This window comes from Microcoleus sp. w1-18aA5 (genome assembly GCF_036701705.1).
Classification (GTDB): domain Bacteria; phylum Cyanobacteriota; class Cyanobacteriia; order Cyanobacteriales; family Microcoleaceae; genus Microcoleus.
The window spans coordinates 1-24,827 of record NZ_JAUPTE010000007.1 but is presented as its reverse complement, the minus strand read 5'-3'; the positions used below and the strand labels follow the sequence as shown (position 1 = coordinate 24,827).

The 24,827-nt window shown below is 46.4% G+C and carries 7 protein-coding genes; 5 read left to right on the top strand and 2 right to left on the bottom strand.

Annotation, left to right across the window (positions count from 1 at the left end; genetic code table 11):
- Window positions 1-525 precede the first annotated feature (525 nt).
- From Q5691_RS04090 to Q5691_RS04070, 5 genes are all read left to right on the top strand, one after another.
- Window positions 526-1,815, top strand: coding sequence for an AAA-like domain-containing protein (locus Q5691_RS04090; RefSeq protein ID WP_333343965.1), 1,290 nt, complete (start codon window positions 526-528; stop codon window positions 1,813-1,815).
- Window positions 1,816-2,056: 241 nt separating this feature from the next.
- Complete coding sequence (locus Q5691_RS04085) at window positions 2,057-5,695, top strand: WD40 domain-containing protein (protein WP_333343964.1); 3,639 nt, start codon at window positions 2,057-2,059, stop codon at window positions 5,693-5,695.
- 27 nt (window positions 5,696-5,722) lie between these two features.
- Window positions 5,723-9,238 (top strand): WD40 domain-containing protein, encoded by a 3,516-nt coding sequence (locus Q5691_RS04080; protein WP_333343963.1) that lies wholly within the window; start codon window positions 5,723-5,725, stop codon window positions 9,236-9,238.
- A 27-nt stretch (window positions 9,239-9,265) separates the two neighbouring features.
- Window positions 9,266-12,844: a WD40 domain-containing protein gene (locus Q5691_RS04075; RefSeq protein ID WP_333343962.1), complete on the top strand. Its 3,579-nt coding sequence runs from the start codon at window positions 9,266-9,268 to the stop codon at window positions 12,842-12,844.
- Between the two features lie 27 nt (window positions 12,845-12,871).
- Window positions 12,872-16,411, top strand: coding sequence for an AAA-like domain-containing protein (locus Q5691_RS04070; RefSeq protein WP_333343961.1), 3,540 nt, complete (start codon window positions 12,872-12,874; stop codon window positions 16,409-16,411).
- Between the two features lie 242 nt (window positions 16,412-16,653).
- Here Q5691_RS04070 and Q5691_RS04065 read toward each other — a convergent pair whose 3' ends face one another.
- Both Q5691_RS04065 and Q5691_RS04060 read right to left on the bottom strand, forming a co-directional pair.
- The gene (locus Q5691_RS04065) at window positions 16,654-19,866 is read right to left on the bottom strand and encodes a DUF4347 domain-containing protein (RefSeq protein WP_333343960.1); all 3,213 of its coding nucleotides are present in this window, start codon (window positions 19,864-19,866) and stop codon (window positions 16,654-16,656) included.
- A gap of 776 nt (window positions 19,867-20,642) precedes the next feature.
- Complete coding sequence (locus tag Q5691_RS04060) at window positions 20,643-24,212, bottom strand: DUF4347 domain-containing protein (protein WP_333343959.1); 3,570 nt, start codon at window positions 24,210-24,212, stop codon at window positions 20,643-20,645.
- Between the last annotated feature and the right edge of the window lie 615 nt (window positions 24,213-24,827).

The window sequence follows — 24,827 nt, the reverse complement described above, 5'->3', positions numbered from 1 at the left end:
CTCAGCTTTAGCAAAGTCAACTGTCACATTTTTAATTCTGCCTTCACTACCAACTGTGACACCGACATGACATTTTGGCCAACGATCAAGAAAAACTGAGCGCAGATTCCTTTCCAGTAGGAGCGCCAGCGCCCATTAAAATTGGGTTGTAGCACTGAGTGACCAGTCAGGCAACGGGGTAATTACCAGATTTAACGGATGTCACGGATTTAAATTAACGAAGAGAACCATTCTCAAAAACCTGTAGAGGTGGGTTCACTTTTGTACCTTTGAAAAGTGCAGACAGGTTAAATACACCCGCCCCCACCCCGCGAGGGAATTCTTGATCATTGACAGTGATACTCTTCGGGGAGATTTAACCGATTTGACCAATTACCCCATGAAAAATGTCGCGACAGTATCGTGTCGCAATCCAATCGGCGATCGCTCTGAGCTTTACACTCAATCATAAGTGATAATATCAACGATACACTTATATGGTTATTGCTCGTTATGACGATAGATGAGGTACTACAGCTAACTCGTGTGCGATTACAAAAAGATTTATATCCCATACAAGAAATCATACTCCGCCAAGTTTGGGAAGGAAAGACTTATACAAGTATCGCATCTGCCTCTCATTACGGAGAGCATTACCTGAGAAACATCGCCTCGTCCTTGTGGCAATCTCTCTCTCAAATCTTGCAGACATCTATTAGCAAATCAAATTTTCGCTCTTGTGTAGAATCACGTTCCCTGACCACAGAGGAACGAGAATTAATTGAAGAATTCACCCGCAGCCAATGCCTCGCAACACCTTTAGAATTTCCCGGATCTCCCGTACCCCTCGGTTCGCCATTTTATATCCATCACCCGCTAATTGAAGAACTCGCCTATCGAGAGATTACCAAACCAGGAAGTGTGCTGCGGATTAAGGCTCCCAGGAAGATGGGAAAAAGTTCCCTTCTGCTAAGGATTTTAGATCGTGCAAGTTCTCTTGACTATCGAACAGTAAGTTTAGATTTTCAGCAAGCCGAGGAAGCTGTTTTAGCTAATATCGATAAATTTTTACGCTGGTTTTGTGCCAATATCAGCCGTCACCTAGGATTACCACCTCTATTAGATGATTATTGGGATGAAGACATGGGTAGCAAAGTAAGCTGCACCATCTATTTGCAACAATATGTATTAGCAAAAATAAGTACGCCTCTTGTGTTAGCTTTAAATGAAGTAAATAAAATTTTTGAGTATCCCAAAATTGCCCGAGAATTTTTGCCACTGCTGCGAAGCTGGCATGAAGAAGCAAAGCGGATTAAAACCCTGGAAAAACTGCGGTTAATCGTTCTTCACTCCACAGAAATTTATATTCCTTTAAAGCTCACAGAATCGCCTTTTAATGTCGGTTTGCCGCTGCAATTGCCCTATTTTACAGAAGAGCAGATAGTTGCTTTAGCCCAGCGTCACGGACTGGATTGGACAGATGGCCCCAATGGCGATCGACTGATGGCAATGGTGGGGGGACATCCTTATCTGGTGCGGCTAGCTCTTTACCACCTCTGTCAAAACAGTGTAAGGCTAGATCAGCTACTACAAGAAGCTCCGACAATAGCGGGAATTTATAAAGATTACTTGCGGAGTTTTTGGACCACATTCCAAGAGTATCCCGAACTTGCGGTTGCAGTTAAACAAGTGGTAAAATCGGAACACGGAGTGGAATTAGATCCGATATTGGCTTCTAAATTATTTAGTATGGGGCTGATTCATATCGATAACAACCGCTGTACGCTAAGCTGCGAGTTGTACCGCCTGTATTTTACTTCGCACAACTTTATTTAGAGCTGGCTTTAGAGTTCATTTGCGTAATCCAATATCCGCCTTAAAAACTCGACTTTTTCTGGCGCTTAGAAATCGCTGCTATACAAACAAAGTCCGCCTATGCGGACTAAAAAACAGGCATAAATTAACCAGAAGTTAGCATAATTTATCATAAATTATATTATAATACAGCTCCAGCACCACATCCTTACCTCTAAATAAATTCCCTACATACTCAGCTTTAAACCCACCCATAAACCGCATGACCCAGGTAACATACCAAATTGGTGGCAGTCTCGCCAGTGATGCGCCTACATACGTAGTGCGGCAAGCAGATTCCGAACTGTATGAAGCCTTAAAAGCTGGCGAATTTTGTTACGTCCTTAACTCCCGGCAAATGGGCAAATCTTCTCTCTTAGTCCGTACCCTGCACCGGCTGCAAGCCGAAGGATTTCAATGCAGCACGATCGACATGACCCGCATCGGTAGCGAAAATATCACTCCCTTACAGTGGTATAAAGGAATTGTTGGGGATTTGTGGCGCAGTTTCAATCTGGTAGGAAAAGTTAATTTAAAAACTTGGTGGCGCGACGAGGAAGAGGTCTCATTTTCGCAAACATTGAGTCATTTTATTGAAGATATCGTGCTGGTCAATTTTCCTCACGAGCGGATATTTATATTCATCGATGAAATCGATAGCATTCTCAGTTTGGATTTCGCTGTCGATGATTTTTTTGCCTTAATTCGGTTTTGCTACAATCAGCGAGCGATTAATCCAGAGTATAACCGCATTACTTTTGCAATTTTTGGAGTAGCCACGCCAAGCGATTTAATTGCAGACAAAAAGCGAACTCCTTTTAATATCGGTCGTGCTATAGATTTGCAGGGTTTTGAACTGCACGAAGCCCAACTATTAGTTAAGGGATTAGAGAGTGCCGTCAGTAATCCTCATGCCGTTCTCAAACAAATATTAGCTTGGACTTCAGGACAGCCATTTCTCACCCATAAAATTTGCTATTTGGCGTATAGATCCAGCCTAGAAACGGCGGGAGGATTAGTAAATATTCCCCCTGGAGCCGAGGCATTTTGGGTGGATAGTCTAGTACGATCGCAAATCATCGATAAATGGGAATCGCAAGACGAACCGGAGCATTTAAAAATGATAGGCGATCGCATCCTGAGAAACGAACAACGCGCCGGAAGATTACTCGGCATTTACCAGCAAATTCTGACCCCCCCGCCTTCGGCTCCCCCCCTTACTAAGGGGGGGCTAGGGGGGGTATCAACCGATGACAGCCGAGAACAAATAGAACTATTGCTATCGGGTTTAGTGGTAAAGAATGCAGGCTATTTGCAGGTAAAAAATAGAATTTATCAAGAAGTATTTAATATAGAATGGGTAGAGAAACAATTAGGGCAACTGCGTCCTTACTCCCAATCTTTCGATGCTTGGGTCGCTGCCAAACAAACAGATGATTCGCGCCTTTTGAGGAGACAAGCCTTAAAAGATGCTCAAATCTGGATGCAGGGAAAAAGTTTGAGCGATTTAGACTATCAGTTTTTAGCAGCTAGCGCCGAACTCGACAAGCAAGAAATGCAAGTAACCTTAGAAGCAGAAAGGTTAAAAGAAGTCGAAAAAAATGCCAGACGGCAAAAGTGGTTTATTGCTGCACTCTCTTTCGCATTAGCCATCGCCCTGTTTCTCGGAACAGCAGCTTTTTGGCAATATCGCCATGCTACCTTGAGCGAAATCGAAGCGATCGCCACCTCATCCGAAGCCCTCTTTACCTTAGAGCGAAAATTAGACAGCCTCATTGCCGCCATCAAAGCCAAGCGCAAACTGCAACAACTCGGCAGCACAAATTCCGAACTAGAAAATCGCGTGCAATTATTACTAGAGCAGGCAGTTTATGGAGCTTCCGAGTTCAACCGCTTGTCAGGACAACAGGCGACACTGTTTAGATTAGCAATCAGTCCCGACGCTCAGACCATTGCCTCCTCAAGTACAGAGACAGTGGTCAAACTCTGGCAGCGAGATGGCACCCTTGTTGCCACTCTTCCCCACAACGCTGTGGTATGGAGGGTGGCTTTTAGCCCCGATAGCAAACTCCTCGCTTGCGCCAGTGAAGATGGCACAGTTAAACTTTGGCAGCAAAAGGGAACGTCTTGGCAGAACCCCAAACTCTTACACACCCTTGAGGGACACAGCACCGAGTTTAACGGTCTAGCCTTCAGCCCAGATGGGGAGATTTTAGCCGCATCCGGTGAGAATAACACCGTTAAACTCTGGGACAAAAACGGCAATTTATTAACCATTCTCGATCGTACCGATGCGGTGAGGAGCCTGAGCTTTAGCCCCAACGGGGAAATGCTCGGTAGCGGCAGTACGGAGGGTACGATCCGATTGTGGAAAAAAAACGGCCCATTCTGGGTATCCGTAAAGTTACTGCGAGCGTTTCAAGGGCATAGCGCTGCCATTTGGAATGTCAAGTTCAGTCCTGACAGCGAGATATTTGCCTCCGCGAGCATGGATAAAACTGTTAAACTTTGGCGCTCCAATGCTCCCCTAGACGAAGAGTTACACCCAGGCACGTTGCTTACGTCGGGGAACCCGCCAACGCAAGTGCCTCCCCTACAAACCCTTAAGGGTCACGCATCTGGCGTTGAGAGTCTAGATTTAAGTCCTGACGGTGAGATTATCGCCACAGGCAGCGATGATCGAACCATTAAATTTTGGAGCAAAGACGGTAAAGAGCTGAGAACTTTTAGAGGACATAGCAGTGCCGTGTGGGATATCAATTTCAGTCCTGACGGCACTTTCATTGCTTCGCTGGGTGTAGGAAATGATGTCAAACTTTGGCAGCCGAAAAACATTTTTTTCTTGCCCCTGCAAGGTCACGACGCTGCTCTTTATGCTGCTGCTTTCGCTGCTGACGGTAAAATCGTCGCCACTGCAAGTATAGACGGCACGGTGAAACTTTGGTGCGTCGATGGCACGTTGCACAAAACGCTCAAGGAGGGCACAGGAGAGCTTTGGGATTTGGCATTCAGTCCTGACGGTAAACTTATTGCCGCGGGGGGCGAAAAAACAGTTAAACTCTGGCATAAGGATGGCAGATTCCTGCGAGAAATCAAGGCACACAACGGAATCGTTTACGGAATTACTTGGAGTCCTGACGGTAAAATTCTTGCCTCCGCAAGTGCAGACGGCACGGTGAAACTCTGGCAGCCAGACGGGGCAGGCACGGGGGCACTGCCCCTACGAACTCTGAAGCTAGATGGCAGCACCTTCTGGAGTGTGGCCTTTAGCCCTGATGGAAAAGCTCTAGCCGCCGTCAATAGCAGCGGCGCGATCGCGATCTGGAAACTAGATGGCACTTTGTTGCAGGCGATTGATGCCCATCAAGCTTTGATTAAGAAAGTCAGTTTCAGTCCCGATGGCAAGATGCTCGCCTCAGCCAGTATGGATAGCACCGCCAAACTCTGGAAATTAGATATCTCATCGACTCTTATTGACTCTTCGGTTCCTCACTCTTTACAGATCCTGCGAACGCTTAAAGGTCACACACAGGCACTGATGGGAGTTTCCTTTAGCCCGGATGGTGAGATCGTCGCTACGGCAAGTCTGGATAACACTGTGAAACTCTGGAACAAAGAGGGCATCTTGCTGAGGACGCTCGCGGGGCATACAGGTATAGTGACAGGAGTTTCCTTCAGTCCCGACGGCACTTTCCTTGTTTCCGCCAGCCATGACGAAACGGCGATTTTGTGGAATGTGAAGCGAATTCTCAATACAGACCCTCTGGTGTTTGGTTGCGACTGGGTGCGGGATTATTTGCGGACAAATGCCGATGTGAAGGAGGAGGACAGACATTTGTGCGATGCAGTGGGCGAGCGCTAAATTATCCGAAACAATTAACTATCAATTATGAAAGATTACTCTTACCAAATTGGTGGCAGTCTCGCCAGTGATGCGCCTACCTATGTTGAACGACAAGCAGATTCCGAACTCTACGAAGCCTTAAAAGCAGGCGACTTTTGTTACGTCCTCAACTCGCGACAGATGGGTAAATCTTCTCTATTAGTCCGCACCCTGCACCGATTGCAAGCTGAAGGATTTCTATGCAGCACGATCGACATGACCCGCATCGGTAGCGAAAATATCACTCCCTTACAATGGTATAAAGGAATTGTTGGGGATTTATGGCGCAGTTTCCATCTTTTAGGGCAACTTAACTTAAAAACATGGTGGAAAGAACAAGAAGAAGTTTCTCTCCTGCAAAGATTGAGTCAATTTATTGAAGAGGTATTATTAGCGAGATTTCCGAACGAGCGAATTTTTATATTTGTCGATGAGATTGATAGTATTTTAAGCTTGGATTTTCCCGTAGATGACTTTTTTGCCTTGATTCGTTATTGTTACAACCAACGAGCAATTAATCCCGAATACAACCGAATTACCTTCGCGATTTTTGGAGTAGCTACACCCAGCGATTTAATCGCTGATAAAAATCGAACACCTTTTAATATCGGACAAGCGATCGATTTGTCAGGATTTAGCTTAGAAGAAGCGCAACCATTAGCGAAAGGGTTAGAAAATGTCATAGCCAATCCGCAAGCAGTTCTCAAAGAAATCTTAGCTTGGACGGAAGGGCAGCCATTTTTAACTCAAAAAATATGTGAATTAGTGGTAAGAATAGCGCGCGCATCCCACAGCGGGCATTTAAAAATCCTACCGGGAACCGAGGAATTTTTTGTGGAATCGGTGGTGAGAGAAAACATCATCTATAAATGGGAATCGCAAGACGAACCAGAGCATTTAAAGACAATCCGCGATCGCATCTTGCGAAACGAGCAGCGCATGGGTAGATGGCTGGGAATTTACCAGAAAATTTGGCAAGGAGTGCCAGTGCCAACCGATGACAGTCGAGAACAGATAGAATTGCTACTCAGTGGCTTGGTAGAAAAACAACAAGGTTTCCTGAAAGTAAAAAATCGAATTTATCAAAGAGTTTTTGACAGCGAATGGATCGAAACAAAATTAGGATTACTACGTCCTTATTCGCAAAACTTAGATGCGTGGTGGGCGACAAAACAACAAGATAAATCGCGCCTATTGCGGGGACAAGCATTGAAAGACGCTCAAGATTGGGCGCGAGGAAAAAGTTTAAGTGACCTAGATTATCAGTTTTTATCCCAAAGTGAAGAATTAGACCGCATCGAAGTGCAACAAGCACTAGAAGCAGCACGACTAACAGAAGTTGAAGCGCGACTGTTCGAGCAGAAAAAAAATGCCAAACGACAAAAACACTTTATAGTAACACTCAGTATGGCCTTAATCTTAGCTTTAGGATTGGGAGCGATCGCCTTTTCACAATATCATCAAGCCACTCAAAGCCAACGCAACGAAAAAATTGGCAAAATTCAAAGCATAACGCGGTATTCCGAAGCCCTATTTGCCTTAGATAAGCGGTTAGATGCCTTAATAGAAGCCCTCAAAGCCAGAAAAGAACTACAACTATTAAACGGCACAGATCGCCAGACAAATGGCATGGTTGAATCTGCCCTACGTCGAGCAATTTATGGAGCAATTGAATATAACCGTTTTTCAGGCAATAGTGGTTGGATGAATGCCTTAGCCATTAGTCCTGATGAGGAGATGATCGCTGTGGGGACAAGCGACGGGGAGGTGCAAATTTGGCATCAAGATGGCAGATTAATTCGCACCTTCAAAGCACATATAGCACCCGTTCTAGGAATTGCCATCAGTCCCGATCGTCAGCTTATCGTTTCTGGGAGTGGAGACTTAACAATTAAACTCTGGCAGCTTAACAGTAGCACAGATAAAGCAGCACTACCTTTACACACTCTCACAGGACATAAAGCTCCAATTTACAGCGTCAAGTTTAGCCAAGATGGAGAATTAATTGTCTCAGCTTCCCAAGATAGTACGGTGAAACTCTGGCGGCGCAATGGCACATTATTCAAGACATTAACAGGGCATCTTGGCGTAGTCAGGAAAGCAGTTTTTAGCCCAGATGGAGAGTTAATTGCCTCCGCTTCTGAAGATAGCACTGTGAAAATTTGGCGGCGTGATGGCACCTTGCTCAAAACGCTTTCACAAAATGAATCTCCTGTTTTATCCATTATCTTTAGTCCTGATGGTAAGGCGATCGCTGCGGGCACTGGAGACGGTACTATTAAACTCTGGCACCGTGACGGCACTTTGTTAAGAACAATTGCCGCCCATGAGGCAGGAGTTCAGGCATTAGCTTTTAGCCCCGATGGAGAAACCATCGCCTCTGGTTCTGATAACCAAATACTCAAACTCTGGAACATTGACGGCACCTTACTCACCACGATCAAAGCACATGGCAGCGCAATTAGCGATCTTTCATTTAGTCACAATGGCGAATATCTTGCATCGACTTCTTTTGATGGCACTGTTAAACTCTGGAAATTCAGTAATTCCTTGCTGACAATTCTACGGAGACATACTGCTGGCGTTTGGGGAGTAGCTTTAAGCAAAAATCAAAGATTAGTTGTTTCATCAAGTGGAAACGAGGTTTTGCTTTGGCACAGGAACCGTAACTTACTGAGGCGATTTGAGGGCCGCAACTCTGCGTTTAGTGGTGTTGATATCAGTCCCGATAGCAAAATTATTGCTGTCGCTAGTGCAGACAAATCAGTTAAACTTTGGAGTGCTGATGGCACTTTATTAAAGACTCTCCCAGGAGGAGTTGATATGAGGAGAGTTGTTTTTAGTCCTGACGGCAAAATTATAGCTTCTTCCAGTGGGGATAGAACAGTAAAACTTTGGCAGTTAGACGGAACCGAATTGACTACCCTCAGAGGACATAAAGCTGGGGTTTGGGGGGTAGCTTTTAGTCCTGATGGGAAGGTTATTGCTTCAACAAGTGGAGATAAGACAGTTAAGCTTTGGCGGCTTGATGGTAGGTTAATTAAGACCATTCAAGGTCACAGTAGTTTAGTTTTTGGTGTAGCTTTCAGCCCGGACGGCGAGGTAATTGTTTCGGCGAGTGATGACAAAACGGCTAAACTTTGGAGTCGTGATGGTAAGTTGCTACACACTCTCAAGGGACATATTTCTGGAATTTGGAGTGTGGCTTTTAGTCCTGACAATAAAACGATCGCTACAGGAGGTAGTGACGGTATGATTAAACTTTGGCAACGTGACGGCAATGAGATTACCACTTTAATTGGACATAACGGACGGGTGGGGTCTTTAGTTTTTAGTTCTGAGGGCAAAACTCTTGCTTCTGCTTCAGAGGATAAAACAGTAATTCTCTGGAATTTAGAGGAGAGTGTAGAGTTAGATCGGGTACTAGCCTCTGGATGCGATCGCGTGCGAGATTATTTGCGAACAAATGCCGACGTAAAGGAGGAGGATAGACATTTGTGCGATGCCGTGGGCGATCGCTAAATTATCCGAAACAATTAACTATCAATTATGAAAGATTACTCTTACCACATTGGTGGCAGTCTCACAACTGATGCGCCTACCTATGTCCAACGACACGCAGATATCGAACTTTATCAAGCCTTAAAACGAGGCGAGTTTTGCTACGTCCTCAATTCGCGACAAATGGGCAAATCTTCCCTTCTCGTTCGCACCTTCCATCGATTGCAAGCCGAAGGATTTCAATGCAGCACGATCGACATGACCCGTATCGGTAGCGAAAACATTACTCCTTTACAGTGGTATAAAGGAATTGTTGGGGATTTGTGGCGCAGTTTCAATCTGGTAGGAAAAGTTAATTTAAAAAGCTGGTGGCAAGAGCAAGAAGAAGTTTCTCTCCTGCAAAGATTGAGTCAATTTATTGAAGAGGTATTATTAGCGAGATTTCCGAACGAGCGAATTTTTATATTTGTCGATGAGATTGATAGTATTTTAAGTTTAGATTTTCCTGTCGATGACTTTTTCGCATTGATTCGTTATTGTTACAATCAACGAGCCATTAATCCAGAATATAACCGGATTACCTTCGCGATTTTCGGAGTAGCTGCGCCCAGTGATTTAATTTCCGATAAAAATCGGACACCTTTTAATATCGGACAAGCAGTAGATTTGCCCGGTTTTTCCTTGGAAGAAGCCTCTCCTTTAACTCAAGGGTTAGAGAGTGTAGTTAGTAATGCCGAGGCAATTATGAAAGCAATATTAGCTTGGACTTCTGGGCAACCATTTCTGAGCCAAAAGCTGTGTAAATTGATAGTAAGAGCAACGCTAGAATCTCACAGTGACGTGCTGATAATTCCCCCGGGAACGGAAGGATTTTTTGTGGAATCTGTCGTGCGATCGTACATCATCCAGAATTGGGAATCTCAAGACGAACCAGAGCATTTAAAGACGATCCGCGATCGCATCCTGAGAAACGAGCAACGTGCTGGCAGACTACTAGGCATCTATCAAAAAATCTTACAAGGAGTGGAAGTACCCACCGATGACTCGCGAGAACAGGTAGAACTATTGCTGTCTGGTTTGGTAGTAAAATCTCAGGGGTTTTTACAGGTAAGAAACCAGATTTATCAAGAAGTATTTAACAAAAAATGGGTAGAAAAAAATCTCGCTTCCTTGCGTCCATATTCTCAAGCCTTTGATGCTTGGATAAATTCCAAGCAGACCGATCAATCCCGACTGTTGCGCGGACAGGCATTGAAAAATGCTCAAGCTTGGGCCCAGGGTAAAAGTTTGAGTGACTTAGATTATCAGTTTTTAGGCGCTTCTGAAGAATTAGACCGCAGAGAAATGCAGGTAGGATTGGAAGCAGAACGGGCTAAAGAAATTGAAGCCAGACTAACGGAAGAACAAAAAAGATTAGCTGTAGAGAAAAAAAGTTCTAAGCGGCAAAGATTTTTGCTTTTTGTAGTAACAATAGCATTAATTATCGCCTGTGCATTGGGGGTAGCGGTGTATTTTCAGTATCGGCAAACTGCTGTCAGCGAAATCAAAGCGATCGCCAAATCTTCCGAAGCACTATTCGCCTCCAATCAAAAACTAGACGCATTCATAGAGGCAATCAGAGGAAAGCGACAACTGCAAAAGTTAGGTGGTGTAGACCCAGAACTCGAACGCTCAGTTAAAGAAGCTCTCCATCAAGCTGTTTATGGAGCAGTTGACTATAATCATTTATCGGGGCATAACAATGTGGTGAATGATGTCACATTCAGTCCTGATGGGGAACTCATCGCCTCAGCTTCTGCCGACAAAACGATCGATCTTTGGGAAAAAGACGGTACAAGACTAGGAATGCTTCAAGGGCACAACAATGCAGTTTGGGGAGTCGTATTTAACCCCAGAGGGAATTTAATTGCTTCGGGTTCGGCGGATAAAACAGTCAAACTTTGGCGTAAAAACAGTACAAAATCAACCAAGGTCAAGCCGAGTTATACCTTATGGCAGACCTTAAAAGGACATACCGATAATATTTCACAAGTCGCGATCGCTCCTAACAATCAAACTATTGCTTCTGCTTCTAAAGATAAAACAGTTAAACTCTGGAGTACAGACGGTAAACTGCTGAGAACTCTCACCGGACATACAGATGAAGTTAACAGCGTTGCCTTTAGCCCGGACAGTCAAACTATTGCATCTGCTTCTAAAGATCAAACCATCAAACTCTGGAATGCAGACGGTAAACTGATCAGAACCCTCACCGGACATACGGATAGAGTTATGAATGTTGCCTATGCGCCCGCAGGCTACGCCAACAGCCCTTCAGAATATCTCATTGCCTCGGCGAGTGCGGATAAAACAGTCAAACTTTGGAAGCTTGACGGAACTTTAGTCAAAACCCTAACTGGACACAGCGATGCCGTGACCAAAATCGCTTTTAACCCTCAAGGTGGTTTGCTTGCCTCGGCAAGTCTAGACAGAACAGTCAAACTGTGGCAGCTTGACGGGACTCTGGTAAAAACCCTGCTAGTCGCGAAGGATGTCGTCTCTGGATTGGCTTGGAGTCCTGACGGGAAAATCTTTGCCTCATCCAGTTGGGATGGCCCGATCGCACTCTGGAAGCTTGATGATAGTTTGCTGAAGACTCTTAACGGACATCAAGCATCAATTTACACCATAAAATTTAGTCCTGATGGTAAGACAATTGCCACCGCCAGTCGTGACAATACCGTTAAACTTTGGCCGCTTGATGGTAGCTTAATTCGCACTTTCCCTAAACAAGCTGATAAAGTTTTCGGAGTAGATTTCAGCCCAAAGGGAGACACGATTGCGACAGGTGGTTATGACAGCACTGTTCGATTGTGGCGACTAGATGGAACCTTAATCAAGACTTTTACTGGACATCAAGGTAGAGTTTTCGCGGTTGATTTCCATCCCGATGGGCAGTCACTCGCCTCCGCGGGTGAGGACAAAACGGTCAAAGTCTGGAGGATTGACGGCACCCAATTAGCAACTCTCAAAGGACATAGCGATCACATTAACGGAGTGGCATTTAGTCCCGATGGAAAGCTCATTGCCTCTGGTAGTGTGGATGGCACTGTCAAACTTTGGCAGTGGGATAATGCGATCGCCTCTGGAAAGCCCAGCTACAAGCTTCTACACACTTTAACAAGCCATCGCCGTCAGGTAGCGGGAGTGGCATTTAGCCCTGACGGCAAGACTCTCGCTTCAGCAGGTATGGATAGCATGGTGAGACTTTGGCGGTTGGATGGTACAGAAATTAGAGCCTTAAAGGGACACAAAAATGGGGTATTCGGAGTCGCATTTAGCCCCGATGGCAAGACTCTCGCCTCAGCAAGTTTTGACGGGACAGTTAAACTTTGGAGCTACGATGGTCAAGAGCTTGAAACCTTAAAAGGACATAGCGATGGGGTGTTCGGAGTCAGCTTTAGCCCTGATGGGAAGTTAGTCGCTTCAGCCAGTCAGGATACCACAGCAATTGTGTGGAATTTAGAGCGAATTTTCCAGCTCGATTTTCTCCAGTATGGATGCGACTGGGTGTGGGATTATCTGCAAACGAATGTCGAAGTGAAGGAGGAAGATAGGCATCTGTGCGATCGAGTGGGCGATCGCTAAATTATCCGAAACAATTAACTATCAATTATGAAAGATTACTCTTACCACATTGGTGGCAGTCTCACAACTGATGCGCCTACCTATGTCCAACGACACGCAGATATCGAACTTTATCAAGCCTTAAAACGAGGCGAGTTTTGCTACGTCCTCAATTCGCGACAAATGGGCAAATCTTCCCTTCTCGTTCGCACCTTCCATCGATTGCAAGCCGAAGGATTTCAATGCAGCACGATCGACATGACCCGTATCGGTAGCGAAAACATTACTCCCTTACAGTGGTACAAAGGAATCGTTGGGGATTTATGGCGTGGCTTCCATCTTTTAGGGCAATTAAACTTAAAAACTTGGTGGAAAGAACAAGAAGAAGTTTCTCTCCTGCAAAGATTGAGTCAATTTATTGAAGAGATTTTATTGGTTCAATTTCCGAACGAGCGAATTTTTATATTTGTCGATGAGATTGATAGTATTTTAAGTTTAGATTTTCCCGTCGATGACTTTTTTGCCTTGATTCGTTATTGTTACAACCAACGAGCCATTAATCCAGAATACAACCGGATTACCTTCGCGATTTTCGGAGTAGCTACACCCAGTGATTTAATCGCCGATAAAAATCGGACACCTTTTAATATCGGACAAGCGATCGATTTGTCAGGATTTAGCTTAGAAGAAGCGCAACCATTAGCGAAAGGGTTAGAAAATGTCATAGCCAATCCGCAAGCAGTTCTCAAAAAAATCTTAGATTGGACTGGAGGACAGCCGTTTTTAACGCAAAAAATATGTGAATTAGTTGTAAAAATGGCGCGGAAATCCCACACGGGTGATTTAAAAATACCGGGAACCGAGGGATTTTTTGTGGAATCATTGGTGAGAGAAAACATCATTAATAAATGGGAATCGCAAGATGAGCCAGAGCATTTAAAGACAATCCGCGATCGCATCATTCGCAACGAACAACTCACTGCACGTAGCTTAGGTATCTATCAAAACCTCTTACAATGTGGTGGACTTGAAGCGGATGATAGTCGAGAGCAGATCGAACTGCTGCTATCAGGTTTGGTAGTAAAACAACAAGGTTTGTTGAAGGTAAGAAACCAGATTTATCAAGAAGTCTTTAACCTGCAATGGGTAGAAAAACAGTTAGGGCAACTGCGTCCTTATTCCCAAGCTTTCAACGCTTGGATCGCTTCAAAACAAACCGATGAATCGCGATTGTTGCGCGGACAATCGTTAAAAGACGCTTCCTACTGGGCCCAGGGAAAAAGTTTGAGCGATTTGGATTATCACTTTTTAGCCGCTTCTGGCGAATTAGACAGGCTGGAAGTGCAGCAAGCGCTGGAAGCAGCGAGGCTCAGAGAAGTTGAAGCCAGACTCACAGAAGAACGCAAGCGGTTAGTTTTAGAGCGAGAGACGGCAAAGCGACAGCGGAGGTTTATTGGAGCGCTAAGTGGAGCACTGATAGTTGCGATCGCCTCCAGCATCCTCGCCCTCTGGCAATATCATCAAGCCGTTACGAGCGAAATTCAAGCCCTCACCTCCTCATCCTCCGGGCAATTCGCCTCCCAACAGCGATTAGATGCTCTCGTGACTGCCATCAAAGCCAGACGCAGACTCGATAGTTTCCCTAATTCCAGCCTTCAATTGCAATCTCAAGTTCAGCAAGTGCTGCAACAAGCCATCTACGGAACGACAGAATTCAATCGCCTGTCGGGGCATCCCAGTGCAGTTCTGGGACTTGATGCCAGTCCTGACGGTCAACTGATAGCGACAGCCAGCAACGACCAAACTGTCAAGCTTTGGCAGCTTGATGGCACCCTACTGCACACCCTGCAACACAAAGGCACCGTCCACGCTGTCAGTTTTAGTTCTGACAGCCAGCGCGTCGTCACAGCCAGCTTGGACGGCAGCATTTATGTGTGGAATCGGCAAGGCAAGCTGCTCAAAACCTTTGAGGGACACGGTGCTGCGATTTGGGGAATTGCCGTCAGTCCTGATGTGCAGCGCATCGCCTCTGCCAGTGAAGACAGTACCATTCGCCTGTGGAGCATGGATGGCAAACTGCTTAAAACCCTAAGCGGACATCAAAGCGGGGTTTGGGGTGTTGCTTTTAGTCCTGATGGAAACCAGCTTGCTTCTAGCAGCGCGGACGGTACGGTCAAGGTCTGGACTTTGGATGGCAAACTGGTGAAAACCATAGAAGGTCACAGCGCCACTGTTTGGGACGTTAAATTCGTCTTACTTGGCGATAATAGTGGCAAAAAACGTCCCGTCATCGTCTCTGCCAGTGCTGACAACACGATTAAAATTTGGCAACCCGACGGAACGCTGCTCAAAACTCTCATAGGGCACAATTCGGAAGTGTTTGAAGTTGCTGTAAACACAGCAGGCGATGCGATCGCTTCCGCCAGTGCCGACCAAACCATAAACCTTTGGAAGTCAGACGGGACACTGTTAAAAACCTTTAAAGGGCATCAATCTGGAATTCGCGGGCTTGCCTTTATTCCCAACAGTCAAATGATTGTTTCCGGCAGTGACGACACTACTGCCCGACTCTGGAACCTGACCAACCCCTTCTCAAAAGTCCTTTACGGACATAGCAGCACCATTTGGGATATCGATTTCAGCCCAGACGGTCAGATGTTAGCTTCAGCGAGTTCAGATCGAACCTTTAAAGTGTGGGCGCGAGACGGTAGATTGCTAAAGTCTTTTGCCGGAAAGCAGGCTGCGTTTTACTCCGTTTCTTTCCTGTGGGGTGCTAGCTTTGCCCACCCTGCCAACACACCTAACCTGGCTTCCTCCAGTGAAGATAAAACGATTCAATTCTGGCAGTTTGACCGCACGTTGCTAAAAACAATAAAAGGACATGAGGCGGGAGTTTGGGATATTTCCCCAAGTCCAGACGGTCAACTACTCGCTTCTGCCAGCGATGATAAAACCATAAAACTGTGGAAGCCTGACGGTACTTTCCTGATGACGCTCACAGGACATCAGGCAAGGGTTTACGATGTGGACTTTACCCCCGACGGAAAACAGTTAGTTTCCGTTAGTGAAGATGCGACAGTTCGGTTGTGGAGTTTGGACGGTAAATTTTCCAAGCCTTTGAAAGGTCATCGCAGTGGAGTTTGGGAAGTTGCTATGAGTCCAGACGGCCGCACATTGGCAACTGCCAGCATGGATGACACGATTAAACTCTGGACAGGCGATGGCACGTTGATCAAAACCCTCAATGGAAATACTAGAGGCATGATGGCGGTTGATTTTAGTCCAAACGGTCAAATGCTGGTGGGGGGAGGCGCAACTGGTGAACTCAAACTCTGGAAAACAGACGGGACAGAAATAACGACGCTAACCGGACATGAAGGGAACGTTTGGGGAGTTGCGTTTAGCCCCGATGGCAAACTCATTGCCTCCGCCGGGGACGATCGCACTGTGATTTTGTGGGATCTAGAGCGTATTCTCAAACTCGATGAACTCGGTTATGCGTGCGATCGCGTGGGGGATTATCTGCGAACCAATGCGGAAGTTAAGGAGGAGGACAGACATTTGTGCGATCGTATTAAAACGGAATAATATCAAGTCCGCTTTATTAGGAAAAAGAGATTAATATGTGTGGCTATAGCATCAGAATATTAGAGGATATTTATCATCCTTGGCTACTTTTTATTGGAAGATGCTATAATACTAAATCCGGATTAAATACTCCTTTTATCTCACTCTGCGGACTCAGACTTCGTTTGTTTAGTAGCGGTTTTAACCGCCGAAGGATACGCAGAATGATCGAGGGTATAGACAAACCGGATTTAGTATAATAATTACAGAGTAATGAAATCGTTAGCAGTGAGAATACCGGGGGTAATATTGTTAAGCTTCGCCAACAATTGATTGGTTCCCGTCACCGTAATCAAAGTTTGATTGTTGCTGGAAGTAATACTGAGTTGATTAAAACTCAAATCAGAATTCAACCCAATTAAATCCTCTCCCCTGCGGAAATCATTAATGATGTCGCTACCCGAACTTTGATTGAGGAAAAACACATCATTTCCCGAACCTCCCGTCAATGTATCGTCCCCAACATCCCCGGAAAGGAAATCTGCACCGCTGCCACCACTGAGAATATCATTACCTTTGCCCCCGTAAAGCGTATCGTTACCGATGTCACCACAGATCACATCGTTTTCATTGCCGCCCAACAGCAAGTCGTTGCCCTCACCGCCATCGAGACTGTCGTTTTCTTTGCCGCCGTACAGGGTATCGTTACCGATGTCGCCAAAAATTAGGTCTCCACCTTCATTGCCAAAAGCAATATCGTTGCCATTTCCGGCATTAATTGTGTCATTTCCTAAGTTGCCTAAAATGTAGTCGTCACCATCTTCACCCAGCAAGATATCGTCATCTTTGCCGCCGAAAATGCTGTCGTTGCCAATGCCGCCGGCAACTGTATCATTTCCTAAATCTCCCCTCAACAAGTCGTCGCCCTCACCACCGACAACAGTGTCATTATCCTTGCCAGCGTAGATGGTATCGTTGCCAGCGTCGCCAGAGATGAAATCGCTGCCTTCATTACCGAATATTGAGTCGTTATCTGCGCCGCCGTCAATGTTGTCATTGCCGCCCATGCCGTAGAGAGTATCGTTGCCGGTAAGTCCGTTAATTGAATCGTTGATGACACCGCCCATGATGAAGTCGGTAGTGTCGCCGCCGTTGATAGTTTGTTGGACGGGGTTGGGGGTGATGGTGGCCGGATCTAGTTGCGGAGGGTTGAGGCTATCGAGTAGGCAATCATCTACGGCCGGAGTTGGCGTGGGAGTTGGTGTCGGTTCGGGTGTGGGCGTGGGAGTTGGTTCGGGTGTGGGAGTCGGAGTCGGTTCGGGTGTGGGAGTCGGAGTGGGAGTTGGAGTCGGCGTCGGAGTCGGTGTGGGAGTTGGGGTGGGCGTGACTGTAGGGTTAAATTCGTAAGCGCCAATATCAACGATCGCACTTCCGTTATTATCACCATCTTGAGGGCGACTCACACCGCGCTGATCTGCCGCCGGCGCGCCCGCACCAGTACCAGTATCAATTGCCGGACTTCCTGTTAGCAGCGGCAGCACGAAAGCGCCGTTAATATTTTCCAAAGGGCCGAGTAAGGGATCGGCGATCGTCACATTCGGCGTAACATTACTATCATTAGGATCTCCAACCGTCAGTTTAGCGGGAAATTGAAGATTGTTTCCCCCATCGATTAGCTCCCGTCCAGTGTGCTGCCTAGTTTTAAAAGAGTTACTTGCCGTATTCCTATCAAAAATCGAATTCTTGACAGTAATTGGCGATTTCACAGGGTCGTTAAAAGTAGCAATACCTCCCGAAAATTCAGCGGTATTCTTAGCAAAAGTCGAATTAACGATGTTAGTCGAAAAGGAATCTCTGTTAGCGACAACCATTCCTCCGCCCTGCTTAGCAGCGCTGTTGCCGGAAAAGGTACTGTTGACAACGCTGATATTTCCATTCCCTCCTGCCCACAAACCGCCTCCATTATCTTCAGCTTGGTTATTAGCGAAAGTGGAGTTTGTTACAGTAAGATCCACATTTCCGTGACGAATTGCGCCTCCGGAACCTCCAAGTCCTGCTAGATCCTTAACAGCTTTATTGTTAACAAACGTGCTATTTTCCAAAACTATCTTATCTTGAAGATAGCCAAATAAAAATCCCGCTCCTCCTTCTCTCGCTCCGATATTGCCATCAAAAACGCTGTTGCGGATAGCAATAGTTCCGGCAACGGGGCCGGGGGTTGCATTCGGCCCCGAAGCATTAGCACCATCGACGTAAACTGCCCCGCCAACGCCTTTCTCTGTGCGGTTGCCGATGAATTTAGAGTTTTCGATCGTCATGCTGCCCAACAGGTTATTAACAGCACCGCCGTAGCTGCCTTTGTTGTTGGTAAATTCGCTATCTCTGATAGTCAGAACACCGCCGCTTTTAGTTGCGATCGCGCCGCCACCACGTTCGGTATTATCCGCGAATGAACCATCATTGCCACTAAACTTGCTGTTAATTACAGTCGTCGTGCTGCGGAAACCCGTGTAAATGCCGCCACCAAAACCAGCAACATTATTATTGACTTGGCTATTTTCTAAAGTTAAAGTGCTGCTACCTCCTGTTTGAATGCCACCACCGGCGCTAGTTGCCTCATTATTCTGATCGGTTCCAGAAACTTTGCCGTTGGCAATAATCAGGTTTTTTAGAGTAACATTTGTTGCACTCTCTGTGCGGATTACCCGCGAAGTATTATTGCCACTGATGGTTAAATTGGCTGCATCAACTGCATCAATTGTCAAGTTTTTGTTGATAACAAGTTGACCATTCGTGAGGGTAATTGTTTGGCCCGCAAGAGTCGAGGCAAATTGAATGGTATCGCCGGCTGCTGCGGAGGCGATCGCATCTCTCAAGGAACCGGGCCCGCTATCATTATTGTTAGTAACGGTAATCGTCGCTAAAGTCCCTTGATAATTCGCCATTGCCTCTGGAGTCAAGGCTAGCGGTGCTTCAATATCACCCTTGGCAAACTCCAAATTCCAGTTACCTCCGAGACCAGTGCGATCGCTAGATGCCGCAATATCAGCCCCGGTTAACTCGCCCAGGCGATCGACAAAATCGCTTCCCGAACCCGCAGCAACATCGCAACCGTAAAGGACAATATCTGCTTTGTCGCTCAACGCATTTCGCCACCCTTGCAACTGGCTTTCATATTGCGATAAATTATCCAAATTCAACGTCGTAGAACCTAGCTGCAAGCTGCCAGAATTGCCGTGAGAAAAAACGTGAACTTGATCTACAGTTTCCCCCGCAGCAGAAATTGTTTGCAGTTTCGCAGTAATTTGCTCGACTCCGTTACCATTTTTATCTAAAATGATGATCTCTGCACCGGGAAGCAGGCCACCCGTAAGAGTTTGATAGTCATCTAACTCGGAATCAATGAAGACAATAGATTTAGAACGAGAATTGCGGCTCGCAGATTGTGAATCAATACTGGCAAAACTTGAGTTCATTTCGCATACCCTATGAGAATGTTTACTATATGCTGGTAGATTCACCTTGAAAGCAGAAGGCTAGAGATACAAAAGGCAGAACGTAGAATAAAAACCTCGGTTATCCATCGGGGAGATTAAAATTTAGGGAAAAACTTTAATTTTATCCCTAAGTGAAATCCGAGACTTGTCTTCATAATCAGTTTAAGCTGGGTGGAAATTGCGATTTTTTTGGCAATTAAATGTAGCAGAGGATGTAATGTAAATAGTCGGGCACGGGGAACCTCTATATGTAGATTTGCCATGCACCTCATTAGCCAGATAAGTAGTGCATCAAACCATTGGGGAGCCTTGGTCAGGTAAAATCCAGAAAATATTTTCTGGACTTCGGAAGTCCTGAGAATTGCTCTAGCTAGTACCTGATACATTCACATTAGATAAAACCAGGAAAATTTCCTAAAGTTTTGATTAATTTAACTTTTTTACTATATGGAAAAAAGTTCCCAGAAATCTGAAATTTAGTGTTGAGAAAGCTGGCTTTATTCGGGCGCTACTTATGGCTAGCCAGCTCAGGATTGCAATAGACGGATGTGCCTCATTCTAGGTGTGGGCGATCGGCAATAAACAAGATTTATTACCGATCGCAGTTGAAAAGAATCAGATCGCTCCTATTTGTTGGCGTAGCCCCCCTAGGGGCGGGCTGCGCTAACGTCATCCAGCAAATTTTAGGAGTTTGGGAGCTTTCTTCACCACTTCTAAGCGGGCTGGCTGCTTATAGCGCACCCTACCCCAGGCAGTTAGATTGTTACCTGAGTGAAATCGCTAGCAGTGAGAATACCGGGGGTAATATTGTTAAGCTTCGCCAACAATTGATTGGTGTCCGTCACACTAATCAAAGTTTGATTGTTGCTGGAAGTAATACTGAGTTGATTGAAACTCAAACCAGAATTCAACCCAATTAAATCCTCTCCCTTGCGGAAATCGGTAATAATGTCGCTACCCAAACTTTGATTTAGGAAAAACACATCATTTCCCGAACCTCCCGTCAATGTATCATCCCCAACATCCCCGGACAGGAAATCGTCCCCAGCACCGCCGCTGAGAATATCATTACCCTTACCGCCGTAAAGCGTATCGTTATCGGTGTCGCCGAACAGCACATCGTTTTCATTGCCGCCCAACAGCAAGTCGTTGCCCTCACCACCATCGAGACTGTCGTTTTCTTTGCCGCCGTAAAGCGTGTCATTTCCCAATAAGCCAAAAATTAGGTCTGCACCTTCATTGCCAAAGGCAATATCGTTGCCGTTTCCAGCATTAATTGTGTCATTTCCTAAGTTGCCTAAAATGTAGTCGTCGCCATCTTCACCGAGTAAGATATCGTCATCTTTGCCACCAAAAAGCGTGTCGTTGCCACCGCCGCCGGCAACTGTATCATTGCCGAGATCTCCCCTCAAAAAGTCGTCGCCCTCACCACCAACAACAGTGTCATTATCTTTGCCAGCGTAGATGGTATCGTTGCCAGCGTCGCCAGAGATGAAATCGCTGCCTTGATTGCCGAAGATTAAGTCGTTATCTGCGCCGCCGTCAATGTTGTCATTGCCGCCCATGCCGTAGAGAGTATCGTTGGTGGCTTGTCCGTTAATTGACTCGTTGATGACACCGCCCATGATGAAATCGGCACCCTCGCCGCCGTTAATAGTTTGTTGGACGGGGTTGGGGGTGATGGTGGCAGGATCTAGTTGCGGGGCGTTGAGGCTATCGAGTAGGGAATCATCCGAGGCCGGAGTTGGAGTCGGTGCGGGAGTTGGTGTTGGCGGCGGAGTCGGTGCGGGAGTTGGTGTTGGCACCGGTTCGGGCGTGGGAGTTGGCACCGGTGCGGGAGTTGGTGTTGGCACCGGTTCGGGCGTGGGAGTTGGCACCGGTTCGGGAGTTGGTGTTGGCACCGGTTCGGGCGTGGGAGTTGGCGCCGGCGCGGGTGTGGGAGTTGGCGCCGGCGCGGGTGTGGGAGTTGGCGCCGGAGTCGGAGTCTCAGTCGGGACCGGCGCGGGTGTGGGAGTTGGCGCTGGCGCGGGTGTGGGAGTCGGGACCGGCGCGGGTGTGGGAGTTGGCGCTGGCGCGGGTGTGGGAGTTGGGGCCGGCGCGGGTGTGGGAGTTGGCGCTGGCGCGGGTGTGGGAGTTGGCGCTGGCGCGGGTGTGGGAGTTGGGGCCGGCGCGGGTGTGGGAGTTGGGGCCGGCGCGGGTGTGGGAGTTGGCGCTGGGACGACACTACCTCCCAATTCAAAAGAGCCGCTGTCCACGATCGCACCTGGAATGCTGTCGCCATCTTGAGGGCGAGTCACGCCGCGCTGATCCGTAGTGGGTGCGTCGGTGGCAATCCCTTTATCAATTGCCGGACTTCCTATCAGCAGCGGCCTGACTAAAGCGCCGTTGAGGGTTTGCAAAGGGCCAAGTAAGGGGTCTGCGATCGTCACACTTGTCGTCACCTTGGTATCGGTGTCAATCAGCGGCCACTGAAAATTCCCTCCTTGATCGCTATATTGGGCGGTGGCGTGTTGCTGAATGCCCCAAGGGTTTCCTCCGTTAGCCGCTGTATTGTTGGAAAGAATCGTGTTTTTGAGGGTGACATTATTGGCATCGGCGAAGATACCTCCACCAACCCAGCCGGCAGAATTATCGGCGATCGTCGTGTTGAGAATGGTTGTGGGTGCACCAAGAGTCATTGCACCGCCGAGTTTGTTGAAATCACCAGCAGCAAACGCCGTGGAGTTGCCAGAAAAGGTACTGTTAGTAATCGTAGCAGGGGCATTGCGTGTCCACAGGCCACCACCTTGATTGCCGGCTTTGTTGCCCGCAAAGGTGGTGTTGGTAATGGTCAATCCCTGGTTGGTGTTGTCGCTCAAAATTGTTACCCCACCACCGTTTCCAGGATTTCCACCGGGTAGCGCCAGAATTTCGTTATTTTGGAAGGTGCTCTTTTCCAAAATAACGTTGTCTTGGCTGCCGGTGAACAGATAAGCTGCGCCTCCTTCACCTCGACCTTTATTGTCTTGAAATACGCTATTGGTAATCTTAATTGTGCCGGAAGCTTCGCTGGGATTGCTGGCTCTGTCTGTGTAAACTGCGCCGCCAAAACCCCTTAAAAACGGATTATCTTGGCCTGTTGCGTAAACGGCTGCGGTGGTATCGTTGCCGATGAATCGGGAGTTGTCAATTGTCAGCTTACCTTGAAGGCTGTTAATTGCCCCGCCGTTAATTCCTTTGTTGTTGGTGAAGTCGCTGTTGGTGACTGTAAAAGTTTTGAAACTCAAAAAGCCGATCGCACCTGCACCGCGCTCATCGTTTGCTGCGGTGGCCACGTTGCCGTTGAATTTACTGTTGGTAACAGTCAGGGTATTGTTGAAATTACCGAAAATTGCGCCACCGCCTTGATCGGCGACGTTGTTGTTGAACTGAACGTTTTCTACTGTGAGGTTTACTTCGTCGGTTGTGCCGATCGCGCCACCTCGATCGGTAGTTTTGCCGTTAGTAATAATGAGGTTTTTGACCTCAAAATTAGTAGCAGTTGCAACGTTGGCGTTGACAAAGAAAGCGCGGGATGCGTTGTTACCACTGATAGTTAAACCGGGTGCGGCAGCGCCGTCAATCGTGATGTTTTTGCCAACGGGAATATCGAGTTGACCGCTGGTGAGGGTAATGGTTTGGCTGGCTAAACCTGGAGCGAAGGTAATTGTATCCCCTGCAACAGCGGTGGCGATCGCAGCCCTTAATGAACCGGGCCCGCTATCGCTATTGTTGGCTACTACGATCGTAGCTAAATCACCTTGGTAACTTGCCATCGCCTCTGGCTGCAAGGCTAAGGGAGATTCAATTTGACCAGAGGCAAATTCTAAATTCCAGTCGCCGTTGCTGCCGGTTATGTTGGTAGATGCCGCAACATCAGCTCCGGTTAATTGACTGAATCGATCTACGAAATTAGCACCTGTACCGGCGGCTACATCGCAGCCGTACAGCATGATGTCTGCTTGTGGGGCTAGTGAAGTTTGCCACTTTTCCAACTGGCTTTTGTATTGCTCTATGTTATCTGAACCCAGAGCGGTATTGCCTAATTGTAGGCTGCCAGAGCTGCCGTGAGAAATAATGTGAACCGAGTCTATCGCCCCGTTAGTAGAGGCATATTTTTCCATCTCGGAGGTGATTTGTTCGATGCCGTTTTTGGTGCGATCGAGTATTACTACCTGCTGTCCCGGCAGCACTCCCGCTGTAAGTGACTCGTAATCTTCCACGCCGGAGTCAATGAAGACTAAGGAGCGCAGTGGCACTTTTTCAAAAGCAGATTGTGAGTTAACTTGAGCGAATGTAGAACTCATATTGGAGACTCCATTAAGGGCATTATTAGTAGATACACCCAGGAGTAATCTCATCAGACTTATTTGATTATATCTTAACACCTAATTTGGAGATGGCGTCATTTTAAAAATATTTTTGTTGATTTATTTTGAGCCACATTTACCTTTTCTCCATTGACCATAATGAAAATTATTACCTCTACCGATGGGAAGATATTACAACATTTATATTGCAGATTTAAATAAATCAATATAGGTGGTACTATCAAATTTTTGCGACATTATTTTGCTAAAAGTAGTCTGCTTTCAGGTAGTCGGAAAGGGTGGAGGTAATTTCCCCCAGAATAACTCCTCTTAATTATATTGAGTAGTTTTTATTTGATTGTGATATTTTACGTATAGGCACAATGCACTAGAGTTTCCCTAGCTGTATTTCATCCAAGGGAAAACAGAATTATGTAGATTTTGAAGAATTCTATATGCTTTGAAGCTGCTAGGTTGGCGGTACACCCAAATACTGATTACCAGGAAGTTTGGTTGCATTTACTAACAGTCAATCGATTTTAGATTTTAGATTTTAGATTTTAGATTTTAGATTTTAGATTTTAGATTTTAGATTTTAGATTTTAGATTTTA